23 protein-coding genes are annotated in these 18707 nt (G+C 63.4%); 8 read left to right on the forward strand and 15 right to left on the reverse strand.

All coding sequences use genetic code 11. The annotated features are described in order from the left end of the window. The first annotated feature begins 11 nt into the window (after positions 1 to 11). The 3 genes from DWB85_RS01135 (at position 12) to DWB85_RS01145 (ending at position 1463) form a co-directional block, all read left to right on the forward strand. Positions 12 to 467 carry a hypothetical protein gene (locus tag DWB85_RS01135; RefSeq protein WP_133300536.1) on the forward strand — a complete coding sequence of 152 codons (456 nt, stop codon included), beginning with the start codon at positions 12 to 14 and terminating at the stop codon, positions 465 to 467. 13 nt (positions 468 to 480) lie between these two features. Next, positions 481 to 876, forward strand: coding sequence for a hypothetical protein (locus tag DWB85_RS01140; RefSeq protein WP_117952345.1), 396 nt, complete (start codon positions 481 to 483; stop codon positions 874 to 876). 251 nt (positions 877 to 1127) lie between these two features. Beyond that, positions 1128 to 1463 carry a hypothetical protein gene (locus tag DWB85_RS01145; protein ID WP_117952346.1) on the forward strand — a complete coding sequence of 112 codons (336 nt, stop codon included), beginning with the start codon at positions 1128 to 1130 and terminating at the stop codon, positions 1461 to 1463. 13 nt (positions 1464 to 1476) lie between these two features. Here DWB85_RS01145 and DWB85_RS01150 read toward each other — a convergent pair whose 3' ends face one another. After that, positions 1477 to 2004, reverse strand: coding sequence for a hypothetical protein (locus DWB85_RS01150; protein WP_117952347.1), 528 nt, complete (start codon positions 2002 to 2004; stop codon positions 1477 to 1479). A 173-nt stretch (positions 2005 to 2177) separates the two neighbouring features. On the opposite strand from DWB85_RS01150, the gene DWB85_RS01155 reads away from it, so the two are divergent. Continuing rightward, positions 2178 to 4517 carry a putative bifunctional diguanylate cyclase/phosphodiesterase gene (locus DWB85_RS01155; protein ID WP_133300537.1) on the forward strand — a complete coding sequence of 780 codons (2340 nt, stop codon included), beginning with the start codon at positions 2178 to 2180 and terminating at the stop codon, positions 4515 to 4517. Between the two features lie 18 nt (positions 4518 to 4535). Here DWB85_RS01155 and DWB85_RS01160 read toward each other — a convergent pair whose 3' ends face one another. Genes DWB85_RS01160 through DWB85_RS01170 form a run of 3 tightly spaced genes read right to left on the reverse strand, consistent with a single transcriptional unit; the run spans position 4536 to position 7261 of the window. Further along, positions 4536 to 4874 (reverse strand): nuclear transport factor 2 family protein, encoded by a 339-nt coding sequence (locus tag DWB85_RS01160; protein ID WP_117952349.1) that lies wholly within the window; start codon positions 4872 to 4874, stop codon positions 4536 to 4538. 12 nt (positions 4875 to 4886) lie between these two features. After that, positions 4887 to 6026, reverse strand: coding sequence for an acyl-CoA dehydrogenase family protein (locus tag DWB85_RS01165; RefSeq protein WP_117952350.1), 1140 nt, complete (start codon positions 6024 to 6026; stop codon positions 4887 to 4889). 47 nt (positions 6027 to 6073) lie between these two features. Beyond that, positions 6074 to 7261, reverse strand: coding sequence for an acyl-CoA dehydrogenase family protein (locus tag DWB85_RS01170; protein WP_239017186.1), 1188 nt, complete (start codon positions 7259 to 7261; stop codon positions 6074 to 6076). Positions 7262 to 7545: 284 nt separating this feature from the next. Here DWB85_RS01170 and DWB85_RS01175 point away from each other — a divergent pair, with 284 nt between their 5' ends. Further along, a complete protein-coding gene (locus tag DWB85_RS01175; RefSeq protein ID WP_117952352.1) occupies positions 7546 to 8295 on the forward strand; it encodes an SDR family NAD(P)-dependent oxidoreductase in 750 nt (249 codons plus the stop codon). On the opposite strand, the gene DWB85_RS01180 is transcribed toward DWB85_RS01175, so the two are convergent. Further along, positions 8296 to 9339 carry a S1C family serine protease gene (locus DWB85_RS01180; RefSeq protein WP_239017192.1) on the reverse strand — a complete coding sequence of 348 codons (1044 nt, stop codon included), beginning with the start codon at positions 9337 to 9339 and terminating at the stop codon, positions 8296 to 8298. Between the two features lie 12 nt (positions 9340 to 9351). After that, a complete protein-coding gene (locus DWB85_RS01185) occupies positions 9352 to 10077 on the reverse strand; it encodes a DUF1499 domain-containing protein (RefSeq protein WP_117952354.1) in 726 nt (241 codons plus the stop codon). A gap of 132 nt (positions 10078 to 10209) precedes the next feature. Here DWB85_RS01185 and DWB85_RS01190 point away from each other — a divergent pair, with 132 nt between their 5' ends. Next, positions 10210 to 10923: a hypothetical protein gene (locus DWB85_RS01190; protein ID WP_117952355.1), complete on the forward strand. Its 714-nt coding sequence runs from the start codon at positions 10210 to 10212 to the stop codon at positions 10921 to 10923. Here the strand turns inward: DWB85_RS01190 and htpX are convergent, their stop codons facing one another. From htpX to DWB85_RS01215, 5 genes are all read right to left on the reverse strand, one after another. Then, positions 10924 to 11805, reverse strand: coding sequence for a protease HtpX (gene htpX, locus DWB85_RS01195; protein ID WP_117952356.1), 882 nt, complete (start codon positions 11803 to 11805; stop codon positions 10924 to 10926). A 4-nt stretch (positions 11806 to 11809) separates the two neighbouring features. Then, complete coding sequence (locus DWB85_RS01200; RefSeq protein ID WP_205422635.1) at positions 11810 to 12130, reverse strand: hypothetical protein; 321 nt, start codon at positions 12128 to 12130, stop codon at positions 11810 to 11812. Between the two features lie 74 nt (positions 12131 to 12204). Then, entirely contained in the window at positions 12205 to 12915 is a 711-nt protein-coding gene (locus tag DWB85_RS01205) for a J domain-containing protein (protein WP_117952357.1), read from the reverse strand. Between the two features lie 8 nt (positions 12916 to 12923). Continuing rightward, positions 12924 to 13610 carry a VWA domain-containing protein gene (locus tag DWB85_RS01210; RefSeq protein ID WP_117952358.1) on the reverse strand — a complete coding sequence of 229 codons (687 nt, stop codon included), beginning with the start codon at positions 13608 to 13610 and terminating at the stop codon, positions 12924 to 12926. Between the two features lie 28 nt (positions 13611 to 13638). Further along, on the reverse strand, positions 13639 to 13824 hold the full coding sequence (locus DWB85_RS01215) for a hypothetical protein (protein ID WP_117952359.1): 186 nt from the start codon (positions 13822 to 13824) through the stop codon (positions 13639 to 13641). Between the two features lie 192 nt (positions 13825 to 14016). On the opposite strand from DWB85_RS01215, the gene msrA reads away from it, so the two are divergent. Next, positions 14017 to 14679 (forward strand): peptide-methionine (S)-S-oxide reductase MsrA, encoded by a 663-nt coding sequence (gene msrA / locus DWB85_RS01220; protein WP_117952360.1) that lies wholly within the window; start codon positions 14017 to 14019, stop codon positions 14677 to 14679. A gap of 38 nt (positions 14680 to 14717) precedes the next feature. Here msrA and DWB85_RS01225 read toward each other — a convergent pair whose 3' ends face one another. The 3 genes from DWB85_RS01225 to rimO all read right to left on the reverse strand — a co-directional run bounded on the left by DWB85_RS01225 (position 14718) and on the right by rimO (position 17328). Continuing rightward, the gene (locus tag DWB85_RS01225; protein WP_117952361.1) at positions 14718 to 15176 is read right to left on the reverse strand and encodes a CBS domain-containing protein; all 459 of its coding nucleotides are present in this window, start codon (positions 15174 to 15176) and stop codon (positions 14718 to 14720) included. 114 nt (positions 15177 to 15290) lie between these two features. Next, the gene (locus DWB85_RS01230) at positions 15291 to 15998 is read right to left on the reverse strand and encodes a 16S rRNA (uracil(1498)-N(3))-methyltransferase (protein ID WP_117952362.1); all 708 of its coding nucleotides are present in this window, start codon (positions 15996 to 15998) and stop codon (positions 15291 to 15293) included. Positions 15999 to 16002: 4 nt separating this feature from the next. Next, a complete protein-coding gene (gene rimO, locus DWB85_RS01235; protein WP_117952363.1) occupies positions 16003 to 17328 on the reverse strand; it encodes a 30S ribosomal protein S12 methylthiotransferase RimO in 1326 nt (441 codons plus the stop codon). Positions 17329 to 17414: 86 nt separating this feature from the next. Here rimO and DWB85_RS01240 point away from each other — a divergent pair, with 86 nt between their 5' ends. Next, positions 17415 to 18194, forward strand: coding sequence for a crotonase/enoyl-CoA hydratase family protein (locus DWB85_RS01240; RefSeq protein WP_117952364.1), 780 nt, complete (start codon positions 17415 to 17417; stop codon positions 18192 to 18194). Here DWB85_RS01240 and DWB85_RS01245 read toward each other — a convergent pair. Then, a complete protein-coding gene (locus tag DWB85_RS01245) occupies positions 18191 to 18700 on the reverse strand; it encodes a DUF2244 domain-containing protein (protein ID WP_117952365.1) in 510 nt (169 codons plus the stop codon). The two genes, DWB85_RS01240 and DWB85_RS01245, sit on opposite strands and share 4 nt — an antisense overlap. Between the last annotated feature and the right edge of the window lie 7 nt (positions 18701 to 18707).

An 18707-nucleotide genomic window follows, 5' to 3' on the forward strand; every position in this document is an offset into this window, starting at 1 on the left:
AGGGGGCAAGGGTGAGCGATCAAGTGGAGCGTATGTGCGTACTTCTGCCCTGCGGGCCCGGCCGGCAGTGGGCAGTGCCGCAGAACTGCCTGGCGGAGATTCTCACGCTGCCGGCCGATGCAGACCTGGCGCCGGTGGAGGTGAACTGGCGCGGCGTGGATATCCCGGTGATGGATCCGGGCGCTGACAGCGGCACGCCCTGGCGCGAGAGCGGCAATAGCAGCGGCCTGGTCGCCGTTATCCTGGGCGTGCGGGGTAATGGCCCCGACTACTGGGGGGTGGCCCTGCGCGGCACCGGCCTGTCGGTGCGGAATATCGATGCCGCTGACTGTGTCGACCTTCCCGCCGTTGAAGAGTACTACCTGGCGGCTTTTGAAGTGGGTGGACAGGTCTGCCAGGTGCCCGACCTGCCTGCCCTGCAGGGACTGTTCTCGCAGCCCGATACCAGCGCCCGGGTGGCGACCTAACGGAGAAGATGCATTGAGACTGGACACACTGGTAGAGCGGATAGAGAGCGCATTCGGCGATAATCCGCCATTCACCTCAGCGGGCCTCGCTGACAGCGACCGGGATGTGCTGTTGCGGGTGTTCGGCGATGAGGGCTACCAGGTTTACCTGCAGGATCAGGTCAACCGGCAGATTATTCGCGACTATCTCACCAATGCAGTCATGCTGGGTTTTATTCCCGAGGATGAGTTGCCCGGTTTTGACCCCATGATCGCCAGTAAGGATGCCCGGGCGTCCCTGTCGCTGCACATGCTGATGAGTTCCGTTGAGCAGGCGCCGGACCTGCTCTCCCGGGGGGTGCCCGGGAAGCTGGAACAGCTTAAACCGGGTAAGGATTCCCCTCCCGATATTCGTCTTATCCGCGGCTGACATCAAAAATTTGGCAATTGATTGCGGTTTATTGCCAAAAACCCAGGCCAAAACATAAAAATCTGGCCAATAAATACCAATATTGTGTAATTAGCTAAAATTTTGGCCAAATTCACGTTGCTGCAACTCCCGCCACCCCTTATAACTTGTCCAACACGCGGACAGGAACTGCGTGCAGTGGGCAAAAGGGGCCTTGCGCCAGGGGGCGCCCGCTTTCGAGGGATTGGATAACAAAATTCAGGGAGTCAGCCATGTTGACGATCACACCTACAGCGGTACTGGAACAACAGCCCGACAGTGAACTGGAAGTGTTTGCCGTCATTGACGGTAAGAAGGTCTACCTGCCGGAAGACGCCAATTACATCATGCAGGACCGGCGCGGTCTGTGGTACTACAGCACCCGCAAGCCGCGTCCCAAGGAAGGCGACTGGACACCTAACAAGACCAGCATCTCCTGCAAGAGTGAGGGTGGCTATGTGCGGGCACTGAAGACGGAGACGGTCCAGCCCTGGCTGGAGACCTGCCAGCGCACCGTGCGCATGGTAACCGGGTCATCTGCCGCGGAACGGCGTCCGGCCGACGCCTGATCGGGGGCCCGTCCTATATGGCGACGGTGTGCTCTATGTGGGGTTCTGCCGTCGCCAGCCAGGCGTCCAGTTGTTCCGCCTCTGACGCCAGGATCGCCACCATCGCGGTTTCCAGTGACCGATAGGCCAGTTGCCAGGTTTCGATGTGCATCAACATGCTGCAGCGCTGTCTGAGGGGCATGCTCTGGGGCAAGGCCAGCGGGTCCAGCTGCCGGTTGCGAAAGCCGGCGCTGAGGACCGCGGCAATGACTTCATTTTCGCGGTTGTCCCGCAATTCGCCTTCAAAGCGCCGCAGGTGCATCAGCAGCCGGTCCCGGGCCGGAAATCCCGGATCGGTGATGCAGTTGTGTACCCACAGGGGCAGCTGGCTGGCCAGCAGGGTCTTCAGTTCCCTCTGATCCATGTGCTGGAACTCGACTGCGGCAGCGGGCGGCAAAGCGCGACGCATGCTCAGGTCGCTGCGGCTGCGAAACCCCAGTGCAGTAAACGCCTCGATTCGCGCCCCCACCAGCGCTACATGGGTCATCTGGAATTCCGACATGTGCCTGTCCGGTCCCGGTTTTGTCTATCCGGGAATTCAATCACAGCGGTCGTTGTGCGCTCCACTGAAAATAGGCAAAAAGTGGAGATAAACAGGCTTGGGCTTTTGTTTGGCTTGTCACATACTGTAGCGGAACCCCCTGACAACGATGACCGGAGTGAAGCAACACCACCGTGACTATCGCCGGAAGAATCAATGCATTGGTAATTGGCATACTGCTGAGCATGACCCTGCTGGTCAGCGGTTTCGCCAGTGTTCGCGAGTACCGCCTGGAGCGGGACCGACTGCTGACCCAGTTGCAGGAAGAGGCGACCCATCGCCCGGACGTGGCCTTTCACTTTTATTTCAACAACCGGGAGGCCCTGGAAACCAGCCTGTACCGGTTGCTTGAACCGGCTGCAGTCGCCTACGGTATCGTCCGCGACAATGGCGGCGAGGCGGTACTGCAGCTGCCGCCGGGCGCCGCCGTGGCGCCGAAACTGGCGGCATTGCGCGGTGGTTTAGCCGACGCTGACAGGGGGCTGGCCAGTCTCGATGGCCAGGGCCGGGCGGTGGGGGATGGTTTGCTCAGCGCCCTGCTGGGCGGCGATCGCCATTTCCAGTTGACGCTGCCGATCATCTCCCCGGTAAATCCACTGGCCGCCAGGGTCAGCCAGCAGGAGTTCCTCGCGGCCGCCGCCCAGCCGCGGGAGGACAAGGTGCGCCACGTCATGGGTTACCTGCAGCTGGCGGTGAACCAGCGCGATCTGCTGCTGGCAGTGCTCCCGGGGATTTCGCTGGTGGTGTTCGCCTGTATCGCTTTTGCCCTGCTTTGCCTCGTATTCAGCCTGTCCCTGACGCGGCGCATTACCGCGCCGATCTCCCGGCTGGCGCGGCTGGCAGACGGCATCGCATCCGGGCAGATGCAGGAACCGCTGAAGGTCAGTGGCGGCGGTGAGGTTGAGGAGATTGCCAACATTCTCAACGGGGTGGTTACCGGGATCAGCAATTACAAGCGGGAAATGGACGTGGACCACCAGTTGCTGAGCATGAAGGTGGAGGAGCGAACCTCCCAGCTCAGTCGCCGTAACGCCGAACTCAACAAGGCAGTGGAGCAGGTGACCCGCACCAAGAACCGCTTGCGGCAGATGGCTTACTACGATTCCCTGACCTCGCTGCCCAACCGCCGCTTGTTCACCGAGCAGCTTTCATTGCTGCTGCGACTGTCCCAGCGTAACAGCCAGACCCTGGCCCTGTTATTTCTTGACCTCGATAATTTCAAACGCATCAACGATTCCCTGGGCCATAGCGCCGGCGACCTGTTGCTGCGCGAGGTGGGCCAGCGACTGAGCAGCTGCGTCCGCGACAGCGATGTGGTCGCCCACTATGTGGACTCGTCGGCAAAGATCGATGTGTCGCGCCTTGGCGGCGATGAATTCACCGTGGTGTTGAACCAGCTGGACAAGCCGGAGTCGGCTGCTATCGTGGCCGAGCGCCTGATCAGCTCACTTGCCAGGCCCATGCTGATCAACGGTCACGAGCTGGTGGTCACTCCGAGCATCGGTATTGCCCTGGCACCGGATCACGCCACCGATGTCGAGGGGCTGTTGCGCTGCGCCGATACCGCGATGTACCAGGCCAAGTCCACCGGGAAAAGCACCCATCTCCTTTACGATGCCAGCATGGAAGACGAGGGTCTGGACCGGCTGGCCCTGGAAAACGACCTGCGCAAGGCGATGGACAACAATGAGCTGGTGTTGTTCTACCAGCCGCAGGTGGATACCAACAGCGGCAAGGTGGTAGGGGTCGAGGCTCTGCTGCGTTGGCAGCACCCGGAACACGGGCTGGTGCCGCCATTCCGCTTTATCCCGCTGGCGGAGGAAATGGGCCTGATCGGAGAGATGGGCGACTGGGTTATTCGCGAGGCCCTGCGCCAGGTGAGGTCGTTCGAGGACCGGGGTATTCACCTGCCGAAGGTGGCGGTCAACGTGTCTGCCCTGCAGTTCACGCCCAGCTTTACCCGCCGCGTGCGCGCCATGCTTGACCAAGCCCGGGTCGATCCCAGCGTGCTGGAACTGGAATTGACTGAGGGCGTGGTCATGGGTGATACCTCCGCATCGATCAAGGCCCTGGCGGAATTGCGCGAGCTGGGAGTCAGCCTGTCAATCGATGACTTCGGTACCGGTTATTCCTCGCTGAGCTACCTCAGCCGCTTCCCGCTGGACGAATTGAAAATAGACCGCAGCTTTGTGATCGGTGCCGGTAACAGTGTCGAGGATGCCAGCCTGGTACGAGCGATTATCGCCATGGCAAGGGGGCTGGGGCTGAAGCTGGTGGCGGAGGGGGTGGAAACCGATCAGCAGTACGCTTTTATGACCGGGGAGGGCGCCTCGGTGATTCAGGGCTATATGTTCAGCAAGCCGGTTCCCGCCACGGAACTGGAGCCACTGCTGGCCCCCTGGCATTTCCATGAGCAGATCAAGCAGCTGGAATCCCGGCTGCAGCGCGACCAGCCCGCTGCCGGCGCGTCCTGAGCCGGGGGCCGGGCTGGCTCAGCCCCAGTAGGCTTTCATTTTCACTACCTTGCCGGCGTCGTTGAATTCGAACACATCGATCGGGGCGATGGTCAGGTCGCCGATGATGACCTTGAAGGGGAATGCGACCGTATTGCCGGCGCAGCGCACGTCACCGGTGAGAGTCAGCCTGGCCCCGGTCGCGAAGGCGCCCTCATAGAAGCTGATGATGGCGTCGATACCCACGTACGGCTCGCTGCCCACCGGATCCTCGACCACGGCGTCCGCGGCGTACATGTCCCGGATCAGGCTGATGTCCTTGTTGTCGAAGGCTTCCACGTACTTGTTTACGACCGCAATTTTGTCCGCGTTTTCCATGCTGCGTCCCTGTCAGTAGCCACAGAGTGTGGCATAGCGATTCTTGTGAAACCCGGTGTCACCGAAGACCTGCATGACAACCCGGGCGCGTTTGAGAAAGAAACCGATGTCCAGTTCATCGGTAACACCAATGCCGCCATGCATTTGCACCGCTTCATTGGTAACCAGCTGTGCCAGCTGGTTGAGCATCGCCTTGGCCAGGCTGGCCAGCAGGGGTAGTTGCTCCGGTGCCTCGTCGACCGCGGACAGGGCCTGCAGCACGACCGAGCGGCACAGCTCGAGCCGCGACTGTATATGCGCCGCGCGATGCTGCAGGGCCTGGAAACTGCCGATCCTGACCCCAAACTGCTCACGCTCCTTGAGGTATTCGACGGTGCGGTCAAAGACTTCCAGCGATAAGCCCATCAGCTCGGCTGCGAGGGCCACGCGCCCGCGGTCGAGCACCGGTTCCAGTACCTGCCAGCCCTTGTCCAGTTCCCCCAGCAGGGCGGAGCCGTCCACTTTCACCTGGTCGAAGCGGATGTTGGCGGCGTTGCGGCTGTCGGCCATCAGCGTGCGCTGTACGCTGACGCCCGCGGCGTCGCGATCCACCAGCAGCAGGCTGAGGCCCTCGCTGTCATCCTCTGCGCCGCTGCTGCGGGCGACCACCAGCAGCTTGTCGGCGCTGTGTCCGTCGAGGACAAAGGTTTTTGCGCCGGAGATAACAAAGCCGTCGCCTTCGGCGCTGACTGTGGTCGCTATCTGGCAGGGGCGATGATGGTGGCTCTCCTCCAGCGCCAGCGCCAGGGTCAGCTCGCCGACGGCAATTGCCGGCAGCAGGGCATTTTTCTGGGCTTCGTTGCCGGCCAGCAGAATGGCCGAGGCGCCCACCACCGCAGACGCGAACAGCGGCGAGGCGGTGAGGGTGCGCCCGGATTCCTCCATCACCACGCCCAGTCCGCTAAAACCGAATTCCAGGCCACCGTAGGCCTCGGGCAAAATAATGCTGGCCCAGCCCAGCTCGGTCATTTGTTTCCACAGTTCAGGGTCGTATCCCAGCGCATCGCGGGTGTCCCGCAGCGTGCGCAGGGACGCTACCGGGGCGTTGTTCGTCAGGAACTCCCGGGCGCTGTCCTGCAGCAAGCGTTGTTCTTCGTTGAGTACCAGTGCCATTGTTCTCTCCTGGGGCCCGGGGCCCGTTCACACTAACTGAGCTGGCCCTAGGACCGGGGCAGTTGCAGTACGTTTTTGGCGATGACGTTCAGCTGTATTTCCGAGCTGCCGCCGGCAATGGTCAGCGCCTTGGACATGGCCCAGGTGCGCAGAGTATCCAGTTCCGAGGCGGAGAAGCCCTCGCCCTCCCAGCCCAGGCCCTGGCTGCCCATGATTGCCAGCAGCAGTTCGCTCTTGGTTTTTTCCGCCTCGGTGCCGACGTATTTCATCACCAGCGGTGCCGCGCTGCGCACGCCGGCGATCTTTTCCTCGAAGGTGCGGAAGTGGGTCAGGCCGATGGCGTGCATTTCCATGTCGTAGTCCACCAGTTGCGAGCGCAGTTCCGCATCGGCAATTCTGCCGTTTTCAAAGGGCAGGTACTCGCGGGCGGCCGCGTTGGGCTGGACCGACTCGCGCGGTGTGTCGCTGCCCATTTCCGCCATCAGCTTGCGCTCGTGCACCAGCAGCGCCTTGGCTACTCCCCAGCCTTTGTTGAGTTCGCCCACCAGGTTTTCCCTGGGCACTTTCACGTTGTCGAAAAACGTCTGGCAAAACTCGGATTCGCCGCTAATCAGCTCGATGGGGGTGGTGCTGACGCCCGGGTCGGCCATGTCTATCAGCAGGAAGCTGATGCCTTCCTGGTTTTTGGCCTCCGCGTCGGTGCGCACCAGGCAGAATATCCAGTCACACTTGTCGGCCGCCGTGGTCCATATTTTGCTGCCGTTGACCAGGAAATGGTCGCCCTTGTCCTCGGCCTTGCACTGCAGGCTGGCCAGGTCGGATCCGGCGCCCGGCTCCGAGTAGCCCTGGGCCCAGCGTATCTCGCCATTGATAATGGCGGGTATATGCTGTTGCTTCTGGGCCTCGTTGCCGAATTCAAGCAGCGCCGGTCCCAGCATCCAGATGCCGATGCCGTACAGGGGCGTGCGCGCCCCCAGGGCTTTCATCTCTTCGCTGATGATTTTTGCCTGTTGCGGGTCCAGCCCGCCGCCACCGTACTCGGTGGGCCACTCCGGGCAAATCCAGCCCTTGTCGCGCATGCGCTCAAACCAAAGCTTGGCGTCGGCACTGGGAAATGTGCTATTGCGGCCGCCGTAGTACTGCTCGCCGGCGGTCATCGGTTGCCGCTGGGACTGGGGGCAGTTGTCCTCCAGCCACTGGCGAACATCGCGGCGAAACTGCTCAAGGTCGTTCACAATATTTCTCCTGGCGGGGGCGTTCATGAGGTCTCCGTCTTCAGTTTAGCGCGAAGCGGCCCCGGGTAGTTACGGCCCTGGAAATCGCTTCTATTGACGCACTGTCAGATTAGCGCTGCCCTCTGCTATGGCAATGGCTTAATAAGTCAGCCCGAATGACAATATGGGACAGGGTCCGCCCCGGATTGTGTTCACCCCAGTGGGGTATAGCGCTGCATACCGGCGGGTTTGACGCTGGCCTGGCGGCTGGGCATATTCAGGGTTTTGACCGGGGAGAGTGAGTCGTGCAGCGACTGGCGGACAGGGTGGTTCTGGTAACGGGCGCGGGCAGCGGTATTGGCCGCGCCAGCGCACTACGCGCGGCCGCGGAAGGTGCGCGTGTTTACTGTGTCGATATAGACGAGTCGGCAGCCGGGGCGACCGCCGCTGACGTTGCCGCGGCGGGCGGGCAGGCGGCCGCACGGCGCTGCGACATCAGCAGGGCCGCCGATGTCCAGGCGGCAGTGGATGACTGTGTCGCCAGGTTCGACGGCCTGCACGCGCTGGTGAACATGGCGGGCATACTCAGGTTTGACGATACCGGGCAGCTGTCCCTGGACCGCTGGCAGCAGGTGCTTGACGTCAACCTCACCGGCACGCTGCTGGTGTGCCAGGCCGCGCTCCCGCACTTGCTCGCGACCCGCGGCAGTATCGTCAACGCGGCATCCACCGCAGCCCTTGCCGGTCTTCCCTGCGGCGTGGCCTATTCGGCGAGCAAGGGCGGGGTGCTGGCGATGACCCGCAGTCTTGCCGTGGAGTACGCCAAGCGCGGTGTGCGGGCCAATTGTGTTTGCCCGGGGGATATCAAGACCGACATGACCCGTGACGTCGACTTTCCCGCGACCATGGACTACAGCCTGATGGGGCGCATCTCGTCGCTCACCGGGCCGCAGGGCGCGGAAGTCGTTGCCGGGGTGATTGCCATGCTGATTTCAGATGACGGTGCCCACATCACCGGCGAGGACATCCGCATCGACGGCGGTACCCTGTCCTGACTACTGGGATTCGATCAGCTCCACCTTGAAACTGAGTTCCCGCTCGCCGCGTCGGGTGTCGATAGTGACCGTGTCGCCCGGTTCGAATTTTTCCAGCGCGGTCAGGTAATCATCGCTGGAACGAATCGTCTTGCCGTTGATACGGGTAATGACATCGCCGAGCTTGATTTCGCGTCGGCCCACCTGGCGGGCGCCCTCCATACCCGCTTCCGCGGCCGGCAGCCCGGGATAGACGTGGACGATGGGCACACCCTCGATGCCAAAGCGGCGGATCCAGCGGTCGCTGGCCAGTTCAACCCCGATAATCGGGTGCAGCACCTTGCCGTAGGCGATCAACTGGGGCACCACATCCTTCACCGTGTTTACCGGTATGGCGAAGCCGATGCCGGCACTGGCACCGCTGGGGCTGAATATCGCGGTGTTGACGCCGACCAGTTGCCCCAGGGAATTGAGCAGCGGGCCGCCGGAATTACCGGGGTTGATAGCGGCATCGGTCTGGATAACCCCGCGGATGGTGCGCCCGCTGGGGGCGCGGATTTCCCGCCCCAGGGCGCTCACCACGCCGGTGGTCAGGGTGGTGTCCAGGCCGAAGGGATTGCCGATGGCAAGCACCTTGCGACCCACCGACAGCTCCGAGGAGTCTCCCAGGGGCAGCGCCTGCAGGTCCTCCGGCGGATCCTCTATACGCAATACGGCCAGGTCCTTCTCCGGGGCCACGCCCACCACCTGGGCCTCGAATTCCCGTTGGTCGCCCAGGGTGACGAGCAGCCGGTGGGCGCCGGCGATAACATGAAAATTGGTCACCACCAGCCCGCTTTCAGCCCAGACAAAACCCGTGCCCGAACCGCGGGGAATCTCCTGCACATTGCGCGAGAACAGGTTGCGCCTGAGCGCGGTGTTAGTCACGTAGACCACCGACGGACTGGCCCGGCTGAATATCTCGGTGGAATTTTGTTCATCCTCGGTGGCGAAGCTCAGGTAGTCGGGCTCGGCGGCAGTTGCCGCCAGCGCGGGAATGAGCAGGGCGCCGATCAGTAGTCGCAGTTTTCGCACGGTTCAGCCCCGTTCCTTAAAGGCCTGGAAGAAAGCCCTGATGCGTGCCGCATTGGCCCCCAGGTCGCTGATGCCCACCCGGGACACCGAGCGCAGGTCCACCAGGGTGCCGTCGGCGTTGGTGTTCAGGCGGATAACCACATCGTCCTTGAAGCCCATGATCGCGGTAGTGTCCACGGCCTCGATCACACCGCTGTTCAGGTCCTGGTGATAGACCTCCCAGCCGAGTTCGTCGGCGGTGGCCAGTGCCCGTTCAAACGCGGTCTCTATGGAATCGTTGATGACCAGGGTTTGCAGGTCCGGGTAAGCCCGCGCCTGCATCTCGATGACCTCTTCCTGCAGGGCCAGGCTGTTGCTGGCGTTACCGCGCACTTTTCCGGCGGTGACGAACTGCGGCGGGTTTTGCAGGTCGGTAGAGATGTTGTGAATGGGCGGATAGTCCCCGCGCCCCGCAAGCAGCGACAAGAGCAGCAGGGTGCCCGGAATCGCAAACAGGGCCCGCATCCGGGTGTCTTTGCGCCAGAGCGCATAGCGGGGCAGCGCCATGAGCAGCAGGGCGAGCAGCAGGGCCAGCGCCGATCCGGCGCAGGCGACCGCGTACAGCAGCAGTCCCTGCTGCCAGGCCCCTGAGCGCACGGTCAGCACCGCCAGCGGAATAGCGACCAGCAGGGTGATGGCCAGGTAGCCGGTCCAGTTGATCACGGCCGGGGTTTTGCTTGTTGTGGTCACTGTTCTCTCCACGAGCTTGGCTGCGGTACAAGAATACTACCGGCGCCGGCTTCTGGCGAGGCGGCGCATTGTGGTGCGGATGCCGTTTTGCTTTACTGGTGGCTCACTGGATTTTTTCAAGGGTGCACAATTGTGGAAAAGCTGATTTACCCCCTGTGGAAGGCAGAGGCGGCGGACAGTGACGGTTTTCGGGACCAGCTGCTGGCCAGTCTGCGCCAACTGGCGCCAAACCCGGCGATTCGCGGGCTGCGGCTTGCTGTGTCCGATTCCGCCGTTGCCGCCGGTGCCCAGCGCCGCATGGCCGCCACCCGACCGCTACCGGACGCGGTGCTGTCGGTGTGGCTGGATGCGGCCGCGGGCCAGCGCGGTGACATAGAGGCCAGCCTGGTTGACCCGGTATCGCGCCATCACTGTTACCTGGTGACGGAGGCCGAGCCCCTACTCAATCGCAGCCAGCAGCCGGGTAATGACGACCGCGTGCCCGGCATGTGCCAGGTGGTGTTCCTGCAGCGCCCGCCGCGACTGTCGGAGAGCGAATGGCTGTCCATCTGGCAGGACAGCCATACCCAGGTGGCGATCGACACGCAGTCCACCTTTGGCTACCGGCAGAACGTTATCGTGCGCGGGCTCAGCTACGCGGCGCCCCCGCTCAACGCCATGATTGAAGAGAATTTCCCGGAGGCCGCCATCACCTGTAATCACGCCTTCTACGGCGTTGCCGAGGATGACGATGAGGGCCTGGCCCGTAACGCCCAGACCATGATGGAGAGCGTGGCCCGCTTTATCGATTTCGACCGCATCGATGTTATCCCGATGAGCGAATACCTGCTCAAGCCGCTGGCCTGATCAGGCGGCCTGCAGGGCCCGGATACGCTCTTCCAGCGGCGGGTGTGAGCGCAGCAGGCCGCCAATGCCCTGCTTCAGCTGTTCGCTGATGCCGAAGGCGGTCAGTTCCCCGGGTAAATCCTGGGGCAGGCCCTGCTCCTCCCGGAGCCGCTGGAGTGCGGCGATCATGTACTGCTTGCCCGCCAGCCGGCCACCGGCGGCGTCGGCGCGATACTCACGCCAGCGCGAGAACCAGAACACGATCATGCTGGCGAGGAAGCCAAGCACCAGTTCGGCGACGATGGTGACCGCGTAGTAGCCCAGGCCATAGCCGCGTTCGGTTTTGAATACCACCCGGTCGACCGTGTGGCCGATGATCCGTGCCAGGAACATGACGAAGGTGTTGACGACCCCCTGGATGAGGGTCAGGGTGACCATGTCGCCGTTGGCCACGTGACCGATTTCGTGGGCCATGACCGCGCGGGTTTCCTGCGGGTGGAAACGCTGCAGCAGGCCGGTGCTCACCGCGACCAGGGCTGCATTCCGATTCCAGCCGGTGGCAAAGGCATTGGCTGCCTGGGAGGGGAATATACCCACTTCCGGCATGCCGATACCGGCCTCGTCGGCCAGTTCCCGTACGGTGTCCAGCAGCCACTGCTCCTCGCGGTTGCGGGGGCTCTCGATGATATAGGCGCCGGTGCCCCGCTTGGCCATCCACTTGGACAGGAACAGCGAGATCAATGAACCGCCAAAGCCGAACAGGGCGCAGAATATCAGCAGGCCCTGCAGGTTCAGGTCGACGCCGTTGGCAGCGAGAATACCTTCCAGCCCGAGCAGGTTGAACACCGTGCTGACCAGGACCAGCACCGCCATGTTGGTGGCCAGAAACAGCAGTATGCGCATGGTCTCAATTTGTCTCCTGTGTCGTTGAGCCGCTCGTTTCGACCGCTTCTCCGGCGCCGGGTTCCGCCGCCATGGCGGGTTCCTCGAGAGAGGGGAGGGGCACCTGGCTGGGCTCGATTAGCGGTTCGCCGCGCTCGGACAAGGGCGCCGCAACAACCTCTCCGCGCAGCTCGATATCCTTTGCCGACAGTTCGAACAGGATATTGATTGCCTCGTCCTCGTGCTTGCTGCGCAGGACGGTCCTGGCATCCTCGCCGCTCTGCCACAGCTTGCGCTTGCCCCAGTAGTGGCCGTGCTGGTTGCGAATCACGTAAACATCGGTCATTGCTTCTTGGTCCTTGCAGTAGGGATGGCGGCAAGTTTAAGCGCTACCCGGGCGGGTTGCCAGAGCGCCGGTGCTCAGCCCAACAGCAGGTCCTTGGCCTGGTTGATCTTGGCGGCCAGGTAGTCATTGCCACCGCGATCAGGGTGCAATTTCTGCATCAGTTTGCGGTGAGCGGCGACAATTTCCTCCTCGCCGGCATTGTCTTCCAGGCCCAGCACCGCCAACGCTTCTGCCCGGCTCATGGCATTGCCCGAGTCCGGGGGCGCTTGCGCGGCGCCGAAATCCGTTGCCCCCGGAAAACGTTGTTCCAGGTAGCTTTGCAATAGCTGGGCGGAATCGGCGTCTTCGCTGTGGCAGTAGGCCAGCAGGCTCTGCAGCTGGGCGCGGTCCATGTCCCTCAGGCGCCAGCCGCTAAACTGCCCCTTCAGCACCTCGCCGCCCAGTTCACCGCTGTCGTGGTCCAGCTGCATGGACAGAATGTCGGTGGCCACCGTGGATTGCTGGCCGCTGCTGGCGGCGGCCTGCCCCAGCCGGGAGGCCAGCGCGGGGAAAAAACGCAGCAGGCTGGGCCCGAGCTGCCGTAGCAGCACCAGCAGGCCGGTGAGCGCAACGCCAATCCAGTGCATCTTGCCGGCCAGGGCGAGTATCACCACGGTGACCACGGCAACCGCCAGCCCGAGTTTGATGTATTCCCCGCGGCGTTTGTGTGGCGGCGCCGCCTGGGCGCGCTTGAAAAGGATGAAAAGGGCGAAGGCGATAGCCGCCAGCAGTATCAATCGGGGCACAGTGGCTCTCAGTCTTTCAGTTGCTGGAGCAGCAGTTTAGCACCCTCGGTCCGGTGGCGTTCAAGTGCCTTGACCCCGCCCGAGGCGTAGCTTGCCACCGCGCCCAGCAGCGAGGCCAGGGTGCCGGGGCTGCTGTTGTCAAAGCTTGCCCAGGCCCCCTTGCTGAGCCTTGCCATGCGGGTGAAGCAATCCCGGGCATCGGCCAGCTGGCCCTCCTGGAAAATGAACAAGGGAAGCTGCAGCAGGCCGCACTGGCCAGCGAGCTGGCACAGGGTGTCCGGGTTCTCCTCCAGGGCGTCACCGATGAACACCAGCGCCCGGATCCGGTTTTTTCCGTGTTCGGCCAGAGCGTGACGCAGCAGACGCTGAATCTGGGTATGACCGCCCTCGCAGCTGACCCGGCCCATCTGGCTGGCCAGGGCCTGCGAGTCCGTGGTCCAGGGGCCGGCGTGGAAATCGGCGAAACCGCGATAGTAACACAGCTGGACACAGAGCGTCTCACCCTGCTGGGTGGCGAGGAACATCTCCTGTTGCAGGTGGCTGGCGCGGTCCCAGGTGGGCTGGCGGCTGGCGGTCGCGTCGATCGCAAACAGTAGCCTCGGCTGCTGCTGGCGAACTGTGGCAATGGTCTTGCTTTTGTTCAGGAAGCTTGCGATTTCCGTTGCTGTGGAACGGCGGGAAGGGGTTCGGGCCATAGCTGGAGGTTCGTGCCGGGCGCCGCCCTCAGGCGTTGTGGAGTTTTCCCAGGCGGGATAATTCTGCCAGGTAGTGGCGGCGGGTAGCCAGTTCCTGAAGGGCCTGCTGCAACTGATCGCGGGACGTGCTGGCCTGCGCTTCGCTGTTGACGATTTGCCAGAGCTTGCGGCTGCAGAGCTCCCGGGCGTTAAACTGATTGCGCTGTATTGTCATTGTTCTCTCTTGGTTGCTGTTGCCGCTGCGAAACAAGGCAGGGAGTTTGGCTGTCAGCCTAGTCGCTGGATATGACACCGGTATTACGGCTGGTTCTGCGGCGAGCCGGCTACTTGAATTTTTCACCGGTAAGGGTGTCTACTCTAACCCGGTGAACACAGATTGCAACCAGGCATCCTGAGCGGAGGAGACATGTCCCTGTTTGAATTACGCAAAAAACACGCAATGCCCAGTGCCGATACCGCGCTTGCGGGGCGGGAAGAGCCGCTGCCGGTGCCGGACACCCATTATGTCAACGGCAATCCCATGCGCGGCCCCTGGCCCGAAGCGATGCGCCTGGCAATGTTTGGCATGGGCTGCTTCTGGGGTGTAGAGCGCATGTTCTGGCAGTTACCCGGCGTGTACTCCACCGCTGCCGGTTATGCCGCCGGCCTGACACCCAACCCGACCTACCAGGAGGTCTGCACCGGCAAGACCGGGCACAACGAGGTGGTGCAGGTGGTTTTCGACCCGGCGCAGCTGAGTTACCAGCAGTTGCTGCAAACCTTCTGGGAGGGCCACGATCCCACCCAGGGGATGCGCCAGGGGAATGACCTTGGCACTCAGTACCGCTCGGGAATCTACACCTTTGGCGATGAGCAGGCGGAACAGGCGCGGGCTTCACTGGCGGCATTTCAGCCGGTGCTGCGCGAGGCCGGCTACGGTGCAATCACCACGGAAATTCTGCCGGCTCCGGCATTCTACTATGCCGAGGAGTACCACCAGCAATACCTGGCCAAAAACCCGGGTGGTTACTGCGGCCTGGGTGGCACCGGTGTCAGCTGCCCGATCGGCGTGGCCCGCCAGCGCGCTTGAAGCCGGCGCAGGGCGCGTTCCCTTAGTGCGAACGGGCCCTAGTAGCCATCGTCGAAATCCTCCGCCACCGGCTCGACCTGCTCCAGCTGTTCCATCAGGTTGATGGCGACGGCAACGAAGTCGGAGTCAGTAACAATGCCGACCAGCTGGTCGTCTCTTGTTACTGGCAGGCAGCCCAGTCGCTGCTGCTGCAAATGCATGGCCGTGCCTCGCAGGCTGGCGTGTTCGTCCACGGTCTGGACAGGAGAGGTCATGACACTGGAGAGGGCGATGTAGCGCTCTTCCTGTTCCCTGCCCGACTGGTTTGGCAGCACGCTGGAATCAGCGGCGGCCAGCACGTCCCGCTGTGATACCACCCCCACCAGAATGCCATTGCCGCTGACAATGGGTATGTGCCGGATGTGATGATCGGCCATCAGTTTCCTGGCCTGGGCGAGGCTGTCGTCCGGTGTCAGGGTGTAGGGCTCGACGGTCATGATCTCTGCAACGCTTAACATGGCTGGTTACCTGGCGGTTTGATCGCTTATTCCACTGTGAAGCCTAGCCTGTCTCGCGCTCCGGGTTGTTGATTCCCGTCAACATAGTTCTTTTCAGCCCGTCTTGCGGCTGCCCTAGAACAGGCGCCCAAGCAGTGCGGTCACCGCAGTCTCCACCCGGAGAATGCGGGGGCCCAGGCTCACCGGCTCGCAACCCGCGGCCTGCAGTTTCTCGACCTCGTAGGGGATGAAGCCCCCCTCCGGCCCGATAGCCAGCAGCGCCGGGCCGGAAATACCGCGCGGGCAGGGTGGATGGTCGCCGGGATGCGCCAGCAGGGCCTTGCGCCCCTCCGCCAGCCCGGGCAACATGTCCTCGACGAAGGGTTTGAACCGGCGGTGGCAGTGGACCGGGGGCAGCACCGTGTCCCGCGACTGCTCCAGGCCCTCGAGCAGGTAGTGGCGGATGGTCGCTGCCGCCAGCACCGGGGTCTGCCAGAAGCTTTTCTCGACCCGGTAGGTATTGACCAGGTGCAGCTCGGCCACGCCCAGCTCCGCCACCGTGCGCAGTATGCGGCGCAACATTTTCGGCCGGGGCAGGGCAACCACCAGGGTCAGCGGGAGTTTGTCCGGGGGAGGGGTGGTCAGTACCGGGTCCAGCACTGCCGCCTGCCTGTCGATGCTGACGATCGTGGCACTGCCGGTCATGCCGTTTATCTCACCGACCCGCAGCGATTCGCCGGCTGCCTTGCCGTGTACCTGCAACAGGTGCTGCAGCCGCGGGCCGGCAATGCGCAACAGGCCGCTGTCGCCGCGGTCCCGGTCGCTGAACAGCAGCAGGTTCAAGCGTTCAACCTGCCCACAGGTCGTATTCGTTGGCGCCTGTCACCGTGGCCCTGACCATGTCGCCGGGATTCAATTGGGTGGCGCCATCGAGGAAGACCTTGCCGTCAATTTCCGGCGCATCGGCGCTGGAGCGCCCTATTGCCCCCTCGGCGTCGACCTCGTCGATGAGGATGTCTATCTCGCGGCCAATTTTGTGCTGCAGTTTGGCGCTGCTGATCTCCTGCTGCAGGGCCATGAAGCGCTCCCAGCGCTCCTGCTTGAGGGGCTCCGGCACGTGGTTGGGCAGGTCATTGGCCCTGGCGCCCTTGACCGGGGAATACTGGAAACAGCCCACCCGGTCCAGCCGGGCCTCGCGGAGGAAGTCCAGCAGCACCTCGAAATCGGCATCGGTCTCGCCGGGGAAGCCAACGATAAAGGTACTGCGCAGGGTGAGGTCCGGGCAGATCGCGCGCCAGGCCTGGATCCGCTCCAGGGACTTTTCCGCCGCTGCCGGGCGCTTCATCCGCCTGAGGACGTCGGGGCTGCCGTGCTGGAAAGGGACATCCAGGTAGGGCAGGATTCTGCCCTCGGCCATGAGCGGTATGACCTTGTCCACATGGGGGTAGGGGTAGACGTAATGCAGCCGCACCCACACTCCGAATTCTGCCAGGGCCTCGCACAGCTGTTGCATGTGGGTCTTCAGCGGGCGCCCGTTCCAGAAGCCGGTGCGGAATCTGGTGTCGACGCCGTAGGCGCTGGTGTCCTGGGAGATCACCAGCAGTTCCCGCACCCCGGCGCGCACCAGGCGCTCGGCCTCTTCCATGACATCGCCAATGGGCCTGCTCACCAGGTCCCCGCGCATGTCGGGGATGATGCAGAAGCTGCAGCGATGGTTACAGCCCTCGGAAATTTTCAGGTAGGCGTAGTGGCGCGGGGTGAGCTTGATGCCCTGGGGCGGCACCAGGTCGGTATAGGGGTCGTGATTGACCACCGGCGGCACGTACTGGTGCACCGCCCCCACCACCTCCTCGTAGGCGGCAGGGCCGCTGACCGCCAGTACCTTGGGGTGCAGCTCGCGGATGGCACTGGCGTCCTCGCCCTTGCCCATGCAGCCGGTGACAATCACCCGACCGTTCTCGCTGATGGCCTCGCCAATGGCGTCCAGCGATTCCTGTTTGGCGCTGTCGATGAACCCGCAGGTGTTGACCACCACGACTTCGGCGTCCTCATAGCTGGGAACGATGTCATAGCCGTCCAGTTTCAACTGGGTAAGGATGCGTTCGGAGTCCACCAGCGCCTTCGGGCAGCCAAGGCTGATGAAACCGACCTTGTTTTTTACGGTTTGGGTCATGGCAGGAACTGCCCTCGAAAGATCGGGGGCGCATTGTACCGCAGCGCGGGACTGCCTACACTGGTGTTTTTGCCGGAGAATGCACCATGAGCGTGAGTGTCGAACAACAGGGCAGGGTTACCGTGATCACCCTGCAAAGGCCGGAAGTACGCAATGCGGTGGACGGCGTCACCGCCCGGGCGCTGGCGCAGGCGTTCACCGATTTTGATCAGGACGACGGCAGTGATGTCGCGGTATTTCATGGCGCCAACGGCACCTTTTGCGCCGGCGCGGACCTGAAGGCCCTGGCCGCCCAGGCGGGGTCGAATCCACTGTCGGAACAAGGCGATGGCCCGATGGGGCCCTCGCGGATGCTGCTGGGCAAGCCGGTCATTGCTGCGGTGTCCGGTCACGCCGTGGCCGGTGGCCTGGAGCTGGCCCTGTGGTGCGACCTGCGGGTAGTGGAGGAAACCGCGGTTTTGGGGGTATTCTGTCGCCGCTGGGGGGTACCGCTGATTGATGGCGGCACCGTCCGGCTGCCCCGGCTCATAGGCCACAGCCGGGCCCTGGACCTGATTCTTAGCGGCCGCCCGGTGGCGGCGCAGGAGGCGCTGGCCATGGGTCTGGCCAACCGGGTAGTGGCGGAGGGTGAGGCCCTGGCGGCCGCCCTGAAGCTGGCCCGGCAGTTGTGCGCTTTTCCCCAGAATTGCCTGCGTTCGGATCGCCTCAGCGCCTACCGGCAGTGGGACATGGATTTTGAGGCGGCCATGAACAATGAGTTCCGCCAGGGGATGGCTGTAATTGCGTCGCAGGAAACCGTGACCGGGGCCCGGCGCTTTGCCGCCGGGGCCGGGCGCCACGGCGACTTCAAGGATCTCGGCGACTAGAACTCACGGCCCTCCCGGGGGCTGGTGCTGTTAACCCGCAGCTCCTGGCGCAGCAGGGCGATCAGCTCCCTGGCCTCGGCGGGGCCGAGGAACTCGCCGATGCCCACGCTTTCCCGGCTGTCGTGGATTGTCAGTACCGGGCTGTCTCCGGGACGCCTTTCCGGGGTGATGCTCAATCCGGTGTGCTGACGGGCGAAGCGCCAGCACTGCCTGGGGTGGTAGTGCCCCTTCTCGATTTGCACGCTGTCGTCGCTGAGGGTGATCACGTGGCGGTACTGCAGCTTCCAGTTGACGTAGTACAGGGCGCCGCCGAGAGCGAGCAGCTCCAGCCCGGCGAACGGCAGAATCGGCCAGGCCCCGAGCAGGCTGAAGCCGATGGCAGCACCGAGGGAGGGCACGGCAACGGCCATCAGGGCGTAGAGGTTGGCCCGCCAGCTGGACGAGTGGTTGGGGCGGGCAACAATCATCAATGTCCCGGCTTCGCGGTCGTGGCTGCTGGTGACCACCGTGCTT

Source organism: Seongchinamella sediminis (genome assembly GCF_003457605.1).
Classification (GTDB): domain Bacteria; phylum Pseudomonadota; class Gammaproteobacteria; order Pseudomonadales; family Halieaceae; genus Halioglobus; species Halioglobus sediminis.